Annotated in this window: 16 protein-coding genes and 1 pseudogene; 12 read left to right on the top strand and 5 right to left on the bottom strand. The window is 69.3% G+C overall.

Features of this window, described 5'->3' with window-relative positions; translation table 11 throughout:
- Positions 1-20 precede the first annotated feature (20 nt).
- Positions 21-578: a hypothetical protein gene (locus IPI43_04870; protein ID MBK7773457.1), complete on the bottom strand. Its 558-nt coding sequence runs from the start codon at positions 576-578 to the stop codon at positions 21-23.
- Between the two features lie 518 nt (positions 579-1,096).
- On the opposite strand from IPI43_04870, the gene IPI43_04865 reads away from it, so the two are divergent.
- The 6 genes from IPI43_04865 (at position 1,097) to IPI43_04840 (ending at position 6,991) form a co-directional block, all read left to right on the top strand.
- The gene (locus IPI43_04865; protein MBK7773456.1) at positions 1,097-1,720 is read left to right on the top strand and encodes a TetR/AcrR family transcriptional regulator; all 624 of its coding nucleotides are present in this window, start codon (positions 1,097-1,099) and stop codon (positions 1,718-1,720) included.
- A complete protein-coding gene (locus IPI43_04860; GenBank protein MBK7773455.1) occupies positions 1,717-3,984 on the top strand; it encodes a molybdopterin-dependent oxidoreductase in 2,268 nt (755 codons plus the stop codon). Before IPI43_04865 ends, IPI43_04860 begins: the two co-directional genes overlap by 4 nt.
- 49 nt (positions 3,985-4,033) lie before the next feature.
- Positions 4,034-4,492: a hypothetical protein gene (locus IPI43_04855; protein MBK7773454.1), complete on the top strand. Its 459-nt coding sequence runs from the start codon at positions 4,034-4,036 to the stop codon at positions 4,490-4,492.
- Positions 4,493-4,501: 9 nt separating this feature from the next.
- Complete coding sequence (gene chrA, locus IPI43_04850; GenBank protein ID MBK7773453.1) at positions 4,502-5,923, top strand: chromate efflux transporter; 1,422 nt, start codon at positions 4,502-4,504, stop codon at positions 5,921-5,923.
- Between the two features lie 130 nt (positions 5,924-6,053).
- Entirely contained in the window at positions 6,054-6,713 is a 660-nt protein-coding gene (locus tag IPI43_04845; protein MBK7773452.1) for a hypothetical protein, read from the top strand.
- Complete coding sequence (locus IPI43_04840; protein MBK7773451.1) at positions 6,713-6,991, top strand: hypothetical protein; 279 nt, start codon at positions 6,713-6,715, stop codon at positions 6,989-6,991. Before IPI43_04845 ends, IPI43_04840 begins: the two co-directional genes overlap by 1 nt.
- A gap of 62 nt (positions 6,992-7,053) precedes the next feature.
- Here the strand turns inward: IPI43_04840 and IPI43_04835 are convergent, their stop codons facing one another.
- From IPI43_04835 to IPI43_04820, 4 genes and pseudogenes are all read right to left on the bottom strand, one after another.
- The gene (locus tag IPI43_04835; GenBank protein MBK7773450.1) at positions 7,054-7,287 is read right to left on the bottom strand and encodes a hypothetical protein; all 234 of its coding nucleotides are present in this window, start codon (positions 7,285-7,287) and stop codon (positions 7,054-7,056) included.
- Between the two features lie 37 nt (positions 7,288-7,324).
- Positions 7,325-8,308, bottom strand: coding sequence for a glycosidase (locus IPI43_04830; GenBank protein ID MBK7773449.1), 984 nt, complete (start codon positions 8,306-8,308; stop codon positions 7,325-7,327).
- Positions 8,305-10,615, bottom strand: a pseudogene (locus tag IPI43_04825) (glycosyltransferase family 4 protein). Before IPI43_04825 ends, IPI43_04830 begins: the two are co-directional and overlap by 4 nt.
- 142 nt (positions 10,616-10,757) lie before the next feature.
- Entirely contained in the window at positions 10,758-11,981 is a 1,224-nt protein-coding gene (locus tag IPI43_04820) for a hypothetical protein (GenBank protein ID MBK7773448.1), read from the bottom strand.
- A 54-nt stretch (positions 11,982-12,035) separates the two neighbouring features.
- Here IPI43_04820 and ccsA point away from each other — a divergent pair, with 54 nt between their 5' ends.
- The 6 genes from ccsA (at position 12,036) to IPI43_04790 (ending at position 16,466) form a co-directional block, all read left to right on the top strand.
- Positions 12,036-12,767, top strand: coding sequence for a cytochrome c biogenesis protein CcsA (ccsA, locus tag IPI43_04815; protein MBK7773447.1), 732 nt, complete (start codon positions 12,036-12,038; stop codon positions 12,765-12,767).
- Complete coding sequence (locus IPI43_04810; GenBank protein MBK7773446.1) at positions 12,764-13,120, top strand: hypothetical protein; 357 nt, start codon at positions 12,764-12,766, stop codon at positions 13,118-13,120. Before ccsA ends, IPI43_04810 begins: the two co-directional genes overlap by 4 nt.
- The gene (locus tag IPI43_04805) at positions 13,117-13,257 is read left to right on the top strand and encodes a hypothetical protein (protein ID MBK7773445.1); all 141 of its coding nucleotides are present in this window, start codon (positions 13,117-13,119) and stop codon (positions 13,255-13,257) included. Before IPI43_04810 ends, IPI43_04805 begins: the two co-directional genes overlap by 4 nt.
- A gap of 99 nt (positions 13,258-13,356) precedes the next feature.
- Positions 13,357-14,226, top strand: a complete 870-nt coding sequence (locus IPI43_04800) for a decaprenyl-phosphate phosphoribosyltransferase (GenBank protein ID MBK7773444.1) — start codon at positions 13,357-13,359, stop codon at positions 14,224-14,226.
- Between the two features lie 66 nt (positions 14,227-14,292).
- A complete protein-coding gene (locus tag IPI43_04795) occupies positions 14,293-15,351 on the top strand; it encodes a prolipoprotein diacylglyceryl transferase (GenBank protein ID MBK7773443.1) in 1,059 nt (352 codons plus the stop codon).
- A 137-nt stretch (positions 15,352-15,488) separates the two neighbouring features.
- A complete protein-coding gene (locus IPI43_04790; protein MBK7773442.1) occupies positions 15,489-16,466 on the top strand; it encodes a 1-acyl-sn-glycerol-3-phosphate acyltransferase in 978 nt (325 codons plus the stop codon).
- The last annotated feature ends 6 nt before the right edge of the window (positions 16,467-16,472 follow it).

Raw genomic sequence — 16,472 nt, 5'->3', positions numbered from 1 at the left:
CGTGCACGCAGTGGACCGCCTCACGGCATCAGCGCGAACTCGTCGTCGCGGCAGTTCACGCTGTCTGGGTAGAGCTCGCGGTAGCGCCGACAAACACTGCGCGGCACCACCCAACCCTGCGCCTCGGGCTCGCTGCCGTCTTGATCGGTGAACATGCACGCGCAGAACTGCTCCCCGCCCCAAGACTCGGTCAGCCAGTGGACGCACCCCGCGACATCAGAGAGGTGTTCGCGCGAGCACTGGCGTGAGGTCACGGTACACGCACCGAAGGCGCGCTCGTCGTTGGCACCGGCACACACGTGTGCGTAGTCGCCTGCGCCCGAGCCCAAGACATCGAGCAGTGCGTTCGCGTCGCCCGTCTCTCCACAGTCGACGTTGCCACATGGTCCTCCGCAGAAGGACCACGGCGCATCCACGAGAGGGCCGGGCGAGAACGGAATTCCATGGCAAGCGTCTTCGGATGGCGTGGCCAAGACCGAGCCATCGCTCCAGCGACAGCCCGTTGGGAAGACCTCACCGTAGTGCAGCGCCTCGTAGGACTGTGGGTCGGCGAGTGCTGTACAGAACGCAGCGGGCATTCCGATGCCCCAGGCTCTGCCGCTCGGGCTCACATCCGTGATCGCGCACGGGTCCCCGTTGAGCGTCACTTGCACCGCTCGCCCCGCATCATCGAAGGCACACACGTCGTACCAAGAGTAGGAACAGAAGCCCTCTTCGCGGCACTCCGTTCCTGCCGGACAGGGGCCATCGTCTCCACAGTATGTCGGATACGGCACAGGGCGGATGTCCACGACGTAGGGTCCGATGTCTTGGGCAGGCGCTCCCGCGTCACCCGGATCAACAGAGTTCGTGGAGCACCCCGGAGCACCGACCGCTCCAAGCACCGCGAACGCAACGACCAAGGTGGTGACATCTGCGCTGTGCGCTGACGCCCGAGTGCTCACTCCCCGTACCTTCATGGCCACAGCATAGGCGGCCGCGGACTCGACCGCAAAATGGGCTGACCGCCGTTCGGGCATCCCGCGTGCGCTCGGTCTCGGGTCGAAACGCGACCGGCAGCTTGCGTCACTTTGTATTATATGCATCATACTATGGAATGCGCTGGAAAGAAGGCCAGAAGGAAGCCACGCGGCAGCAGATCCTGAGCGCCGCCGGTGCGCTCTTCCGCGAGCGGGGCTACGCCAACACGAGCGTGGCGGACGTCATGGCCCGGGCCGAGCGCACGGTCGGCGGCTTCTACGCGCACTTCGACTCGAAGGAGCAGCTGCTCGCCGAGGTGCTGGCCAGCGCGCAGACGCGCACCGAGGGCTCGCTGTTCGCGGGGCTGGAGGACGCCAGCGGGGCTGAGCTGGTGCGTGAGCTGACGCGCCGCTACCTGAGCACGACTCACCGGGACGCCGTGGCCGAGGGCTGTCCGCTGCCGTCGCTGAGCGTGGAGGCCGGCCGCCTGGGTGACGCCCCGCGCGAGGAGCTCACGGGCTACCTGCGCATGATGACCAGCCTGCTGGAAGAGCGCGGCGCACCCTCGCGGGGAGGGCTGAGCCCGAAGCAGCTTGCCCTGGCGGTGACGTCGCTGTCGGTGGGAGGGCTGTTGCTCTCGCGCGCCGTCGCGGACCCGCAGCTGTCGAACGAGATCTTGCGGGCATGCCGGCGTCTGGCCGCGGCCGAAGTGGACGTGGACGAGAGCGCGCGCGAGCACGCGGAGAAGCACCGAGCATGAGCACCGAGAAGACCGCCTGCATCCTGTGTTCGCGCAACTGTGGCCTCGAGGTGGAGACCGCCGAACGTCAGTTCGTGCGCATCCGCGGCGACGAGCAGCACCCCGTGTCGAAGGGCTACATGTGCCAGAAGGGCGCGCGGCTGGGCTTCTATCAGGACAACGCCGACCGGCTCACGCACCCGCTGCGGCGCATGCCCGACGGCAGCTATGAGCGCACCACCTGGGAGCAGGCGCTCGGCGACATCGCGGCACGCCTGCTGAAGATCCGCGCGAGCCATGGCGGGCGCGCGTTCGCGTTCTACGGCGGCGGCGGGCAGGGCAACCACCTGGGCGGCGCCTACGGGCGGCAGCTGCAGAAAGCCATGAAGAGCCGCTACCTCTACAACTCGCTGGCTCAGGAGAAGACCGGCGACTTCTGGGCCAACGGGCGCCTCTTCGGCAAGCAGACCTGCCACACCACCGAGGACGTCGAGCACGCCGACTTCGTGCTGGTGATTGGCGCGAACCCGTGGCAGGCGCACGGCATCCCCAACGCGCGCGACACGCTGCGCGACATCAAGCAGGACCCGAAGCGCACGCTGGTGGTCATCGACCCGCGGCGCACGGAGACCGCGAAGGACGCCGACGTGCACCTGCAGCTGCGGCCCGGCACCGACGCGTTCCTGATGGCGGCCATGCTGGGCATCATCGTGCAGGAGGGGCTGCACGACCGGGCGTTCCTGACGCAGCACACCACCGGCTTTGCTGCGCTCGAGCGCGTGCTGCGCGCCGTGCCCGTCGAGGACTACGTGGCCCGCGCCGATGTGCCGCTGGCCGACGTGCAGCGCGTGGCGCGGGGCTTCGCGCAGGCCGAGAGCGCCTGCGTGCGCGTGGACCTGGGCATTCAGCAGAGCCCGCGCACCACGCTCAACGGCTACCTCGAGAAGCTGCTGTTCCTGGTGACGGGCAACTTTGGCAAGCGCGGCGGCAACAACCTGCACACCTTCTTGCTGCCCGTGATCGGCCACACCGACGAGCGCAGCCCCAAGTACTGGCGCACCGCGAACCAGGGCATGCACGCCATCTCGGGCATCTACCCGCCCAACATCCTGCCGGCCGAGATCGAACACCCGGGCGACGACCGCGTGCGCGCGCTCTTCGTGGACAGCGCCAACCCCGCCGTGACCGCAGCCGACAGCCAGGCCTACGCGCGAGCGCTCGGCAAGCTGGAGCTGTTGGTGGTGGTGGACGTGGCCTTCACCGAGACGGCGCGCCTGGCGGACTACGTGCTGCCCGCCGCCTCGCAGTTCGAGAAGTGGGAGTGCACGGGCTTCAACCTCGAGTTCCCCGTGAACGCCTTCCAGCTGAGGAAGCCGCTCTTCGAACCGCTGGGCGAGTCGCTGCCGGAGGCTGAGATCTACACGCGCCTGCTCGAAGCCATGGGCGAGCTGCCGAAGCGCTTCCCGCTGCTCGAGCGCATCGCGCGCAGCGAGCCCGAGCAGGCGCAGCACCTCGCGTTCTTGGGGGCGCTGGGCGCCACGCTGGTGACGCGCCCGAAGTGGCAGCCATACGCGGCTTCGGTGCTCTACCGGACGCTGGGCAAGGCCTTGCCCGAAGGCGCGGCGTCCACGGCGTTCCTGCTGCCGCTGGCCATGATGTACGCCGGCAAGCACGCGCGGGCGGTGAAGCGTGCCGGCTACACGGGCAACCGCGCCACGCTGGGGGTGAGCCTCTTTCGCGCCATCCTGAAGCAGCGCTCGGGCGTGGTGCTCAGCCGCCATGAGTACAGCGAGGTGTGGTCGCTGCTAGCCCATGAGGACCAGCGCGCCCACCTGGAGGTGCCCGAGATGCTGAGCGCCCTCGGCGAGCTCGCGCGTGAGGTGCCTCCCAACACGGCCAACGCGGAGTTCCCCTTCGTGCTGCTGGCCGGAGAGCGCCGCATGTACAACGCCAACGCGATCTTCCGCGACCCGGCCTGGCGCAAGCAAGACAAGGACGGGGCCCTGCGCATCCACCCGGCCGACGCCGACGCGCTCGGCCTGTCCGACGGGAAGCGCGCGCGCGTGCGCTCCGCGCGCGGCGTCATCGAGGTGAGCGTGAAGCGCGACGAGAGCGTGCGGCGCGGCATGGTCACGCTGCCGCACGGGCACGGCACCCGCTACGGCGACAGCGAGCCCCTGGGCCCGGCGCTCAACCAGCTCACGTCGGCGGAGCACTGCGAGCCGTTCACGCGGACGCCCTTCCACAAGCACGTGCCGGTGCAGCTCGAGGCACTGCCAGGATGACGGCGCTTCTTGCTGTACCCACGGTCCCAGGTGCCACTACGCTCGCCGCATGACGCATCGCATCCTCACTCTGTCCGTGCTCTCCCTCCTCCTCTTCGGCTGCGGGGGCGGCGCCACCACCACCGGCGGCACCACCACGAGCGAAGCCGCTGGTGCCACCTACATGGGCCTCTACCGCGGCGACTGGGGCACCATGGTCCTGCGCCAAGTCGGCGACGAGGTGTGGGGCTCCTACGCGCACGAAGGTGGCGCCGTGCGCGGCACACTCTCGGGCGACGTGTTCACCGGCCGCTGGTGCGAGGACCCGTCCCGCACCGATGACTCCGACGCGGGCTACGTGCGCTTCATATTCAGCGTTCAGCCCGACGGCACCACCACCATCGACGGGTCATGGTCCTATGGGGACGCGGCGCCCGACCACGACGACTGGGACCTGGCGCTCCAGCCCGGCGAGCAGGACGCGGCGCTCGATGCCTCGTTCTCCGACCCGTCGCACTTCTGCCCGTAATAGCGTGGGATGGGCCGCGTGCTACCAGGCACCGTGCCCACGCCCGAGCCGAGCGACACCACGCCACGCCGCGTCTCCTTCGGGGAGGCGCTGCGTGTGTGGACCAAGATCGGCCTGCTGAGCTTCGGCGGCCCGGCGGGGCAGGTGGCCACCATGCACAAGGAGCTGGTGGAGCGGCGCAAGTGGGTGGACGAGGAGCGCTTCCTGCACGCGCTCAACTACTGCATGTTGCTGCCGGGTCCCGAAGCGCAGCAGTTGGCCACGTACATCGGCTGGCTCATGCACAAGACGCGCGGCGGCCTGGCCGCTGGGCTGTTGTTCGTGCTGCCCGGGTTCGTCGCCATCCTGGGCCTGAGCATGCTGTACGCGGGCTTCCGTGAGCTGCCCGCCATCGAGGCCGTGTTCTTCGGGCTGAAGGCCGCCGTGCTGGCGGTGGTGGTGGAGGCCGTGCTGCGCATCGGCAAGCGTGCGCTCAAGAGCCGCCTGATGGTGCTGGTCGCGGCCGTGGCGTTCGTGGCCATCTTCTTCTTCGACGTACCCTTCCCCCTGGTGGTGCTCGGCGCCGGCACGTTCGGGTTGGTGGGCAGCCGCGTTCGTCCCGCCGCGTTCCCCGCCCCCGTGACGCTGGCCGTGGACGGTGAGCACCAGACCGTGATCGACGCCATGGCCGCCAACGGCGAGCTCGAGCACACCAAGACCTCACGCGGGCGCGCGGCACGGGTGGTGCTGGTGTGCGCCGCGCTGTGGGCTGCTCCGATCCTCGCGCTCACGCTGGCGCTCGGGAGCGAGTCGGTCTTCGTACAAGAGGGCGTGTTCTTCTCGAAGGCCGCCGTGGTCACCTTCGGCGGCGCCTACGCAGTGCTGGCCTACATCGCGCAGCGCGCCGTGGAGACCTACGGCTGGCTCGAGCCCGGCGAGATGCTGGATGGGCTCGGGCTGGCCGAGACCACGCCTGGGCCGCTCATCATGGTGGTGCAGTTCGTGGGGTTCATGGGGGCGTTCCGGCATCCTGGCGCGCTGCCGCCCATGCTCGCAGGCGTGCTGGGTTCACTCGTGACGGTGTGGGTCACGTTCGTGCCCTGCTTCTTGTGGATCTTCTTGGGCGCGCCGTACATCGAGGCGCTGCGCGGCAACCGCTCGCTGAGCGCCGCGCTGTCGGCCATCACAGCCGCCGTCGTGGGTGTCATCTTGAACCTGTCCCTGTGGTTCGGGCTGCACGTGGTCTTCCACGAGGTGAGCGAGCAGCACACCGGCCCGCTGCGCTTGTTCGTGCCCAACCTCACCAGCATCGACGTGGCCGCCGCCGCGCTGACCGGCCTCGCCATGCTGTCGATGTTGCGCTTCAAGCTGAGCCTGCCAAAGACGCTGGGGATGAGCGCTGCCCTCGGGTTGGTGTGGAAGCTCCTGCTTGATGGAGTGGCCCCATCATAGTGAGCGAGCGTGCGGGCCCGCATGTACGGGTCTGTAGGCTTTCGAGGGGTGGCCCTGCACTTGCAGAGGGCTGCGCTGCTCGCCACCCGCGGTCTCCGCGAGGGTGGCGAGCGCTACCCAAGGAAGCATCATGTCGAACAAGCAAGAACACGACGAGAGGCGCGAGCGGCTCGGAGAAGAGGCCGAGCACGAGCGCATCGAGCAGGCCTGCGAGCGGCTGGCGCGCAGCCTGACCCATCAGGAAGCGAGCCCCCGTGGCGCTGGCATGGCGCTGATGGCCGCCATGCGGGCAACGGCAGGCTATGTGGCGGTGGCGCTGGCGGTGCTGGTAGTGGCTCCCGTGGCAGCGCAGGAGGAGAACACCGAAGAGAACCGCGCCGACCGCCTCGAGGACCGCGCCGACGAGCGCGAAGACTCGCGTGAAGCGCGGGTAGACGAGCGCGAGGCCGTCGACGAGAACACCGAAGATCGCGCTGAGCGTCGTGACACGGCGCGCACCGAGCGTTGGCAGGGCATCCGCGACCAGAGCGGGCTTCGCAACCCGGATCAACTGTCCTCACAGGCCCTCGACGAGCTGCGCACCCACGCTCGTCGGGAGGCTCGCCTGCGCGTCATCCGCAACCGCGCGGTGGTGGCCAACGACGAAGAGATCGTCACGCGCGCTGACGCAGCCCTCGAGCGCGAAGCTCGCCGCCACGACGTGGCGCTCACCGCGCTGATGGCCGCTGCTCGCCAGAACGCACAGAACAACGCCAACAAGGTGGTCCCCACCGAACGAGGTGCCCAGTGATGAACCGAACGATGCGTGTGGGTCTTGTGGCGTTCGCGCTCTTGGGCGCTGCCTGTGGCGACGAGGCGAACGCCCCACGTGAAGAGGTGGCGCGCGAGAACACCGGCAACAACGCCGTGCTCATCGACACCACGCCGGAGGAAGCGCCGCTCGTGGCGCCGACGGCTGAATCCCTCCCGATCCCCGAGGACTTCGAGGCCGAGATGGCGGACTCCGTGACGCCCGAGAACTATCGCGCGCAGCTCGACGCCGTGATGGCAGAGCTCGACGCGAGCTGAGGCGCACGACGGGATGCACCAGGAGCAGGGCGCGTCCGCGAGTCGGACGCGCCCTCTTCGTTTCATGGCTTGTCGAGCGGCGAAGGCACGACGCCCGCGCTGTTGGTGGCGGAGCCGCCCTCGTTCTCCCAGCGGCCGTCGTCACGCTTCTGGACGGCGCGCGAGCCCTCCGCTTGCGCGACCGCGAGGGCCTTCTGCTTCCGCTGCATGATGGTCGATGGCTGCGCGGGGCGACCGAAGAAGCGTCGCACGGCCGCGAGCATTCGCTCGGGGATGGATTCGAGTCTGCTGTTCATGCTGTCTACCGAAGCACGAACCACGCCACCCGATATCCTACCCTGCAGGTGGCGGGAGCGTCGCCCCGCCCTGAGTGGAGTTGGCGTCCAACCACGCGAGCATCTCGCGGATGCTCCCTGTGGCAAGGCCGATGCAGGTGTCCGCTGCGCCGTAGTAGATGCGCAGGGTGTCCCCGTCATCGCCGATGGTGTAGCCGCAAGGGAACGTCACGTTGCCCACGTCGCCCTGGCGCTCGTAGTCGGTTTCTGGGCCGAACATCCAAGGGTCACCGCGCTTGACGCAGACCTCGGGGTTCTCGAGGTCGAAGAGCGCGAGCCCGAGCCGATAGAGCGCGCCCGCCGCGGTGCGACGCACCCCGTGGTAGATCATGAGCCAGCCCTCGGGGGTCTCGATCAGCGGCGGCGACAGCCCGATCTTGTTGGCATCCCACCATGCGCCCTTGCGCGCCGGGAGCATGAGCTGGTGGTGGCCCCAGTTGAGCATGTCCGGCGAGTAGGAGATCCAGATGTGCGCGCTGCTCTCCGTGGCCGGCCGATGCACGAGCGCGAACTCGTTCCGAATCCGGCGGGGCAGGAGCGCGGCGTCCTTGTCGTCCGGCTGCATGACCAGACCACAGCGCACGAAGGTGCGAAAGTCCTCGGTGTGGCACAGCGCCACGCCAGGCCCACCCTTGCTGAACGCCGTGTAGGCGATCACGTACTTGGCCAGCTCGGGCACGTAGGTGATGCGCGGGTCCTCGATGCCCCACAGCTCCTCCGGGTGGTGCAGCGCGTCGGGCAGCAGCGTGGGCTCGGCGTCGATCACCCAGCCATCGACGCCATTGGCGGAGCGCGCCGCGCAGAAGTGTGAGAGGCCACGGCGGTCCTCTACGCGGCAGAGCAGCAGCGTGGTGCCGTCGGCCAGGCGCGTGGCGGCCGGGTTGAACACGGTGTGCACCGGGTAGCCCCAGTCCGCCGCCGTCAGGATGGGGTTCTTTTCGTGGCGCCGCAGCAGCGTCGGGAAGGCGTTGGACTTGGTCACACGCGCACCTCGGCGGCGGCCCGCGCCGACACCAGGGTCAGTCGAGTAGCAGCCAAGCCATTCGAGCGCTCGGCGTGCTTCATGTCCAGCAAGGCCATGATGAAGGAGAGCGTGGACTCGGCGCCCTGGTTCTCGTTGGGGCGGTCTTCGTGCAAGCCGTCCCGGCAGCCACCGGTGCTCAGGTCGTAGAGCGGTTGGTCCAGCTGGTTCTTGCCCATGAACCACGCGAAGGCTTGCCGGCCACGACGCAGCCACTGCCGATCTCCGGTGGCCCGATAGGCCTCGAGGCACGCGGCGACCATGCCACAAGCCTCTACCGGCTGCTGGTCGAAGACGGCCTTGGTGCCACCGCGGACGTGAAAGCCATTCGAACCGACCGGGGCGAAGAGGCCGTCCTCGGTCGTCTGCGCGTCGGCCAGCCACTCGAGGGAGCGCAGCCCCGTGGCCAGCATCTCTTCGTGGCCCAGCCACTTCCCCGCCACGATCAGGGCCTGCGGCATGCGCGCGTTGCAGTACGTGACGCTGTCCTCGAACCAAAGCCAGTCGCCATGGTGAGAGCGCTGGTAGAGGTCCAACAGGCGCAGCGCGAGGACCGCGCCCAGCTCCTCGCTTCCGACGTGCGGTCGCTTCGAGTTGGCCCGCTCGACGATCCCGAGGATGGTGTAGGCCCAGGCGCGCGGACTCGAGAACTCCGAGACGACGGGCAGCGCCGCGTCGAACAACTCGGTCGCGAGGGCTCGCTCTCCGAGGCCTGGCGTGCGTGCGATGACGGTGCCCAGCGCCCAGAGGCAGCGCGCGTGGCTGTCCTCCGAGCCGAAGCGCTCCGTCCAGGTGCGCTCGTAGGTCATGAAGTTGCGAAAGCGCCCCGTCTCCACGTCGAGCGCGTGCCGCACGAACGCGAGGTACCGCATGCCCAGGCGGCGCACGAACGGAGGCCCGTCCGTGCGGCTCGCGGCGATGTGCGTGAGGGTCAACAAGGCCCGCGCGTTGTCGTCCACGCAGTACCCTTCGTCGTAGCGCGGCACGGCGTAGCAGGCGTGTTGGAGCAGGCCCGTGTCATCCGTCAGCGCAGCCAGGTGGCTGAGGTTGGTGGCGGGCAGGGCAGCACGCGTCGGCGCCGGTGCATTGTCGGAGATTCGCGTTCGGCTGCGACCCTGCGTAGTTGGTGGACGCGCGCGCAAAGCTGTCGAGGTAGGCCGCTGCGACCACGGGCCAGCGCATCCCCTCACCCAGCGTGGCGGCCCGCTGCTCCATGTCGGCCTTGCGCTGCGCGTCGCCGAGCAGTCCGTTGATGGCGCGGGCGAGCGCCGCAGGGTCCTTCGCGGGCACCAACACCCCACGCTCTTCCGCCAAGAGCTCCTCCGCGTAGCGGTACGGGCTGCTGACCACGGCCTTTCCGCACCCCACCGCATACGCCAGCGTGCCAGAGGTGATTTGCTCGGCGTTCAGGTAGGGCGTGACGTAGATGTCGGCCGCCGCCAGGTACTGCACCAGCTCATCGTGGCTCACGAAGCAGTCGCGGAAGACCACGTTCTCGCTCAGCCCCAAGCGCTGACTGCGCAAGGTGAGCATCTCGCGGTACGCCTCGCCCTGCCTGGCCTTCACGTGCGGATGCGTGGCGCCCAGCACGATGTAGAGCACGTCGGGGTGCTCCTTCACGATCTCGACGAGGCTGTCGATGACGTACTCGATGCCCTTGTCGGGCGAGAGCAGCCCGAACGTCAGGAGCACGCGCTTTCCTGTGAGACCCAGCTCCGCTTTGCTGGCGGATGCATCGGGCAGCGTGGGGATGCCGTGCGGAATCAGGTCGATCTTGGACGCTGGCACGCCATGCACGCGGGAGAGCAACTCGGCACCACGCTTGCTCATGACGACCAGCCGCTCGGAGAGCTCGCACAGCTCGTCCATCACCGCGCGCTGGGTGGCGGAAGGCTCGGCCAGGATGGTGTGCAGCGTAGTGACGATGGGCAGGCTCACGTCTCGCAGCAGCGTGAGCACGTGCACCCCCGACGCCCCACCGAAGATGCCGTACTCGTGCTGCAGCGAGAGCACCCGGAAGTCCTGCTGATTGAGGTACTCCGCCGCGCGCCGATAAGAGGCCAAGTTCTCTTCCAGGATCTGATGCGCCACCCGCTCTGGATAGGCGTAGTGGTTCCCGGTGTCGTTCATCGCCACGACCGAGCACTGCCGCGAGGCGCTCAGCGCCTGGACTGCGCTGGCCAGGTCGGCCGTGAACGTGGCGATCCCGCACTGCCTCGGGGTGTGGTTTCCGAGGAAGGCGACGCTATCGATTGCACAAGAGGCCATGTTTTTCGCACTCCGCCGTCATGTTCGCGGCGGCCGGACGGCCGTACGCATGACTGGGACGCGCGGATACCTGCAATGAACGAGCCGTGCGAAAACGCGCCGAATTCCGATGACATCTCGTCCATTTCGGGGAGCCGAGCCCTCAGAACGATGGACCTCCATCACGGGCGGGCCTTGCGTAGAACCACCCGCTGAGCTCGCTGTCGGCGCCCACGCGCACATCGTGCACACCTGGGGCGAGCACGGGCAGGCGCACCACGTCACCGCGCTGGGCAGCACCGAAGCCCACGTTCACGTCGCTCGCGTGGCGGTCGAGGCGCGTCACACGCACGCGCCCACTGGCTCCGCACGCGAACCACTCGCGCTTGCCCTTGGATGCGAGCGTCTGGCTGACCACACGGTGGGGCTGGGTCGGGCCCTCCCCTCCGTGGGGCGGCAGCAGCGCGGCCACGCTGGCCACGCCGTCTCCGCTGCGGCGCAGCGTGAGGTAGGCATAGGTCAGGCGCTCGAAGCGCAGCCCCGCCTCGCGCGCCACGCGCCCGAGCGTGTCGGGCAAGGTGGCCTCCACGTCCTCGTGACACCAGTCCTTCGGGCCGGCCAGCATGGGGCACGCCGCCTGGTGCACGCAGGGCCCGAACACCGCCACGCCGGCATGGGCACGCAGCGCGTCGCGGGTCTGGTGCAGCGCGCGCGTGGGCTCGCGCAGCGCGGGCTCCAGCACGATCAGGCTGCCTCCGGGCGCCAGCTGCCCCACCAGCCCGGCCAAGCGCAGCGCGGCCTGCTCGGGCGCCTCGGCCAGCAGCTCGTTCAGCACCAGGCCGAGCAGGATCAGGTCATAGGGCCCCTGCGCCAAGTGCTTGCGCAGGTCCACCGGAAGCGGGCGAACGGTGACGCGCGGGAGGCCCGCCGCCTCGCAGCCCGCCGCCATGCGCGCGAAGTGCCGCAGCGCGCCCGGGTCACGCTCCACGGCGTCCACCACCAGCTCGCGCACGCTCACGCCGGAGAGCTGCCCGAGCGTCGCCGCCGCCCCGAGCGACGTGCTGCCGAGGCCCGCACCGAGGTCCAGCACGCGCCAGCGGGGCCCAGCGGGGAGCGCCCCAGCGCCGTGCAGCTCCACCAGCGGCTTCACCACTTTGGCGCCGTCGCGCGGCAGGTAGAAGTGCCGCCGCGCACGGTAGGCCGCTTCACCCGTGGCCCCCTGGTCGATGGCGTGACGCTCCCGCGTGTAGGCCTGGCTCACGGCCTGAACCGCCGCCACCAGCTCGCGCGTGTCCTCGCGAGCTCCCCTACCTGCGGGCGTCGGCGGCTCGGTCTGCTCCACCAGCGCCGCGAGCGCGCGCATGACGGCGTCCTCGCGGGTCAGCATGGGCGCAGCTTCCACTTGCGGGCGCGCGCGCGAACCTGAATGCTCCCGGCCGACGTGAACGCCACCGCCCCCACGCAGCACGTGCCCCTCGCCCAGCGCCTCTGGCTGCCGCTCTGGCTGCTCACGGTGTTGCTCATTCCTGCGAGTTTGTACGCCATCTTCGTGCACGCGCCGGTCGAAGCGCGCATGGGCATCGCCCAGAAGATCTTCTACTTCCACGTGCCGGCCGCCTACGCCATGTACGTGGGCTTCGCCACCGCCGCGCTCGGCAGCGTGGGCTACCTGCTGCGCCGCAGCCTGCGCTTCGACGCGCTCTCGGTGGCCGGGGCCGAAGTCGGCATGCTCTTCGCCACCATGGTGCTGACCAGCGGCCCGCTCTGGGCGCGCAAGGCCTGGGGCGTGTACTGGACCTGGGACCCGCGCCTCACCACCGTGATGCTGGCCGCCATGGTGTTCTCCGCGTACCTCGCGCTGCGCAGCTTCGGCGAGGCGGGTGATGCCGAGAAGCGCTTCGCCTCGGGCCTGTCGCTGCTGGCCCTGCCGCTCCTGCCCATCATCCACTTCAGCGTGCAGCGCTGGCGCGGCGTGCACCCCACCGTCATCACGGGCCGCGGGGCGGGCTTGCACCCGGACATGCAGCCCGCGCTGGTGCTGGGCTTCGTGCTGTTCACGGCGCTGGTGGCGCTGCTGATCCTGACGCGCGCACGCCTCGAGCGGCTGCGCGAAGAGCTGCGCGACCTGCACGTGGAGGCCGCGCGCCTGGGCCTCACCGAGGACGACCGATGACCTCCATCAAGACGCTCTCCCTCACCCTGCTGCTGGCGCTGGCGCTGCCCCTGGCCGGAGCCTCGCTGGCGCACGCGCAAGACGGTGCCCCCACGCCCGCCGCGCAGAGCGCCGAAGAAGCGGACGCCGATGAGATCGCCGACAGCCGCGCCACCGGCTTCCGCGCCGTGGATGGCGCTCAGGTCGAGGACGTCCCCGGCGGCCTCATGCTGGTGGGCGCCTACGGGGCCATCGCCATCCTGTTGCTGCTCTTCCTCTTTCGTCAGCAGTCCCAGCTCGGGGCCCTCAGCGCCCGCATCGACGCACTGCGCAGCGAGATCGACAAGAAGCGCGCGGAGCACGACCGGCCATGAACTTCGCGGACATGCCGGTGGAGCACATGCTCTACATCCCCGGCGTTCTGCTGGTGGGGCTGGCGCTGGGCTTTCGGCTGGGCGCCAAGTCGGCCCGCGAAGAGCTGGCCCGGCGCGAGCGCGAGCGCCGGCGCTGAGGCGCACCCGGAGGTCGCGTCCAGCCGGTCACGTTACCGGCACGCAGAAGTCTTGCTTCGAAAATGCGGCATGTGGAACGTGCTGCTATGGTGCGCGCCGTGTTGCTCGGGCTACTGCGAACCATGCGCCCACACCAGTGGGTCAAGAACCTCTTCGTGGTGGCGCCGCTCTTCTTCGCCCGTGAGGTCTTCGACACCTCACGCGTGCAGCTGACGGTCGCCGCGTTCGCGCTGTTCTGCATGATCTCGAGCAGCGTCTACGTGCTCAACGACCTGGCCGACCTCGAGTCCGACCGCGCGCACCCGGTGAAGTGCAAGCGCCCGCTCGCCAGCGGCCGCGTCTCCACGAACGCCGCGCGTATCACGGGGGTGGGCCTACTGGTGCTGGGCCTGTTGGGCGCGGTGCTGATCAGCCTGCCGTTCGCGGCCACGCTGGTGGGCTACCTGGTCCTGAACATCGCCTACACGTTCAAGCTCAAGCGCGTGGCCTACCTAGACGTGCTCTGCATCGCCAGCGGCTTCGAGCTGCGCGTCATCGCCGGCACGCTCGCGGCGCAGGTGCCGCCCACCACCTACCTGCTGGTGGTCACGTTCCTGCTCGCCGCCTTTCTGGGCTTCGGCAAGCGTATGCACGAGCTGGCGCAAGGCGACGGGGCGGTGAAGCAGCGCGCCGTGCTGCAGAGCTACCAGCCGCGGCTGCTGGTGGCCCTCCTCTACATCACGGCGCTGTCCACGGTGGCGGTCTACGCCATGTACACGCTGGACCCGGCCACGGCCGAGGCCTTTGGCACCGCGCGCCTCGGCCTGAGTGTGCCCTTCACGCTCTTCGGCGTGCTGCGCTTCCTGCGCCTGGTCCGCAACCGCGGGGACGCCGACAGCCCCACCGAGCAGATGCTGCGCGACATCCCCTTCCTCGTGAACCTCGGCCTCTGGGCCGCGGCGGTCACGGCCATCCTCTACTTCGGCTAGCGCACGGCGGCGGCCGCGCGGTCGCCACCCTTGACGTGCGCGCCCACACCGCGAAGATACCCGCCCATGCATCCCATCCTGTTCGAGATCCCCACCCCTTGGGGCTCCCTGCCGATCTACTCCTACGGGATGATGCTCGGCTTCAGCCTGATCGTCGCCTGGTACTTCGTGATGCACCACGGCCAGAAGCTCGAGGGCCTGCACCCCGACATCATGGCGCACAGCTTCATCATCACGGCGGTGTGCGCCATCGCTGCGTCGCGCGTGCTCTACATCCTCACGAACCTCGACTCGTACCACACGCTGCAAGACCTCATCTCCTTCCAGAAGGGCGGGCTCGTGGCCTACGGCGGCTTCATCGGCGGCTTCCTGGCCTGCTGGGGCTACTGCCGCAGCAAGGGCATCCCGCTCTTGCCATGGGCCGACATCATCGCGCCCACCCTGGGTACGGGCTTGGTGTTCACCCGTATGGGCTGCTGGCTCTACGGCTGTGACTTCGGCGGGCCGCTGCCCGAGAACCCACCGCCGCTGCTGGCGCGCCTCGGCACGTTCCCGCACTGGGACTACAGCGACGCGCACTACGTGTGGGGCTCCAACCTGAACGGCTCGCCGGCGTACAACCACCACCTCACCGAGTACCCGGAGCAGATGGTGGGCCTCGACCACTCGCTGCCCGTGCACCCCACGCAGCTCTACGAGTCGCTGGCCGGCCTGATCATCTTCGGCATCGGCTACTACACGCTGCGTCACCGCACCTTCAAGGGTCAGGTCTTCTTCGTGTCGGCCATCGCCTATGCCATCTGGCGCTTCGGCATCGAGTTCGTGCGCGACGACCCCGAGCGCGGCGAGTACTTCGGCTTCAGCACCAGCCAGCTGCTCTCGATGGCCATCATCCCCGTGGTGGTGCTCGCGTGGATCCACACGCGCCGTCAGGTGGCCTTGCACGGCGAGGCCACCATCCCGGACAGCGCGCGCTCCGACGAGTGGCTTCTGGAGCACCGCCCGAAGAAGGCGGCCGAGGCTTCGGCCAGCGCAGACGTGGACGCGGGCACCAAGGGGGCGGGCGGCGCGAAGGGCGCGGGCGGGGCGAAGGGCGCGAGCGCCGCAAAGCCCAAGAAGAAGTAGCGGCCCACCGCAGGCAGAGGGGTGCAGCGTCATTCTGACGGGGTGCTCTTCGCCGAGGTCCATCAAAAGGGCTTGGTTTCAGCGGTCCGCCACCCTGGCACGAGGAGTGCAGCGCGGCGGGGCGTGAGCCTACCCGCATGCTGAACCTCGCCCTCTATCAACAGACGCGGCTGCAGCCGCGCCCGCTCGCCCACCGCGCCATCGCGGACGGCTTCTTGCGCCACGAGTACCGCCGAAAGGTGGCCCTGCGCGTGGTGGGGCTCGAGCGCATCCCCGAGGGTCCGGTCATCTACGCGATGAACCACACCGACGCGTTCAACTACTGGCCCTTCCAGTATGCGCTGCACCGGGCGGCCGAGCGCTACACGGCGGCGTGGGTGAAGGGCAAGAACTACGATGGCTTCGTGGCGTCGCGCTTCATGCGCTGGACCAACAACATCCCGCTCGCGTCGCGCGGCTATGTGATCACGCGCGACTTCGTGAGCACCGTGGGGCGGCTGCCGAGCGCCGACGAGTACCGCGTGCTGCGGAGCGCTGTGGACGGTGCGGGACCCATCGAGGGCAGCGTGCCGAAGGTGCTGCTCACGCGCGGGCGCGACATGCTGGGGCGCTGGTTCGACGCGTCGCGCGAGACCTACCCGGAGGCCGTCACGGGGCTCATGAGCGAGCTGATGGCGCGCTTCGTGGCGTTGAATCACCACGCCATCGAGCGCCTCGGGCTGGACGTGCTGGTCTTCCCGCAGGGCTCGCGCTCGCGGCGGCTGTCGCGCGGGCACATCGGCCTCGCGCAGGTGGCGCTGCACTTGGGGGCCACCATCGTGCCCGTGGGGTGCAGCGGCAGCGACGAGGTCTACGACTCGCGCTCGGTCATCGCGAAGCCAGGGGCCATCACCTACCGGGTGGGGAAGCCGATCCGCGCCGCGCACTGGGCCGCCATCGGCCCCAAGGAGCCGTTCGTTCCCTTCTCGCACGCCGCAGAGACGCAGCACCGCAGCGCCTTCCAGACCGTCGTGGACGAGGTCATGGAGCGCATCGACGAGCTGGTGGACGAGCCCTACCGATTCACGGACAACCGCTGCAGCGACGGAACGGCCGGCAGCGCACGCTTCGTCTGAGGCCAA

Source organism: Sandaracinaceae bacterium (assembly GCA_016706685.1).
Taxonomy (GTDB): Bacteria; Myxococcota_A; Polyangia; order Polyangiales; family Houyiibacteriaceae; genus JADJJE01.
Note: the sequence above shows the minus strand (reverse complement) of the source record. Positions and strands in the feature narration are given on the sequence as shown.

Bases quoted from the DNA above. Each gene is read 5' to 3' on its own strand.
- IPI43_04870 (MBK7773457.1), bottom strand. From the start codon at position 578: ATGCCCGCTGCGTTCTGTACAGCACTCGCCGACCCACAGTCCTACGAG.
- IPI43_04865 (MBK7773456.1), top strand. From the start codon at position 1,097: ATGCGCTGGAAAGAAGGCCAGAAGGAAGCCACGCGGCAGCAGATCCTG.
- IPI43_04860 (MBK7773455.1), top strand. From the start codon at position 1,717: ATGAGCACCGAGAAGACCGCCTGCATCCTGTGTTCGCGCAACTGTGGC.
- IPI43_04855 (MBK7773454.1), top strand. From the start codon at position 4,034: ATGACGCATCGCATCCTCACTCTGTCCGTGCTCTCCCTCCTCCTCTTC.
- chrA (MBK7773453.1), top strand. From the start codon at position 4,502: ATGGGCCGCGTGCTACCAGGCACCGTGCCCACGCCCGAGCCGAGCGAC.
- IPI43_04845 (MBK7773452.1), top strand. From the start codon at position 6,054: ATGTCGAACAAGCAAGAACACGACGAGAGGCGCGAGCGGCTCGGAGAA.
- IPI43_04840 (MBK7773451.1), top strand. From the start codon at position 6,713: ATGAACCGAACGATGCGTGTGGGTCTTGTGGCGTTCGCGCTCTTGGGC.
- IPI43_04835 (MBK7773450.1), bottom strand. From the start codon at position 7,287: ATGAACAGCAGACTCGAATCCATCCCCGAGCGAATGCTCGCGGCCGTG.
- IPI43_04820 (MBK7773448.1), bottom strand. From the start codon at position 11,981: ATGCTGACCCGCGAGGACGCCGTCATGCGCGCGCTCGCGGCGCTGGTG.
- IPI43_04810 (MBK7773446.1), top strand. From the start codon at position 12,764: ATGACCTCCATCAAGACGCTCTCCCTCACCCTGCTGCTGGCGCTGGCG.
- IPI43_04805 (MBK7773445.1), top strand. From the start codon at position 13,117: ATGAACTTCGCGGACATGCCGGTGGAGCACATGCTCTACATCCCCGGC.
- IPI43_04795 (MBK7773443.1), top strand. From the start codon at position 14,293: ATGCATCCCATCCTGTTCGAGATCCCCACCCCTTGGGGCTCCCTGCCG.
- IPI43_04790 (MBK7773442.1), top strand. From the start codon at position 15,489: ATGCTGAACCTCGCCCTCTATCAACAGACGCGGCTGCAGCCGCGCCCG.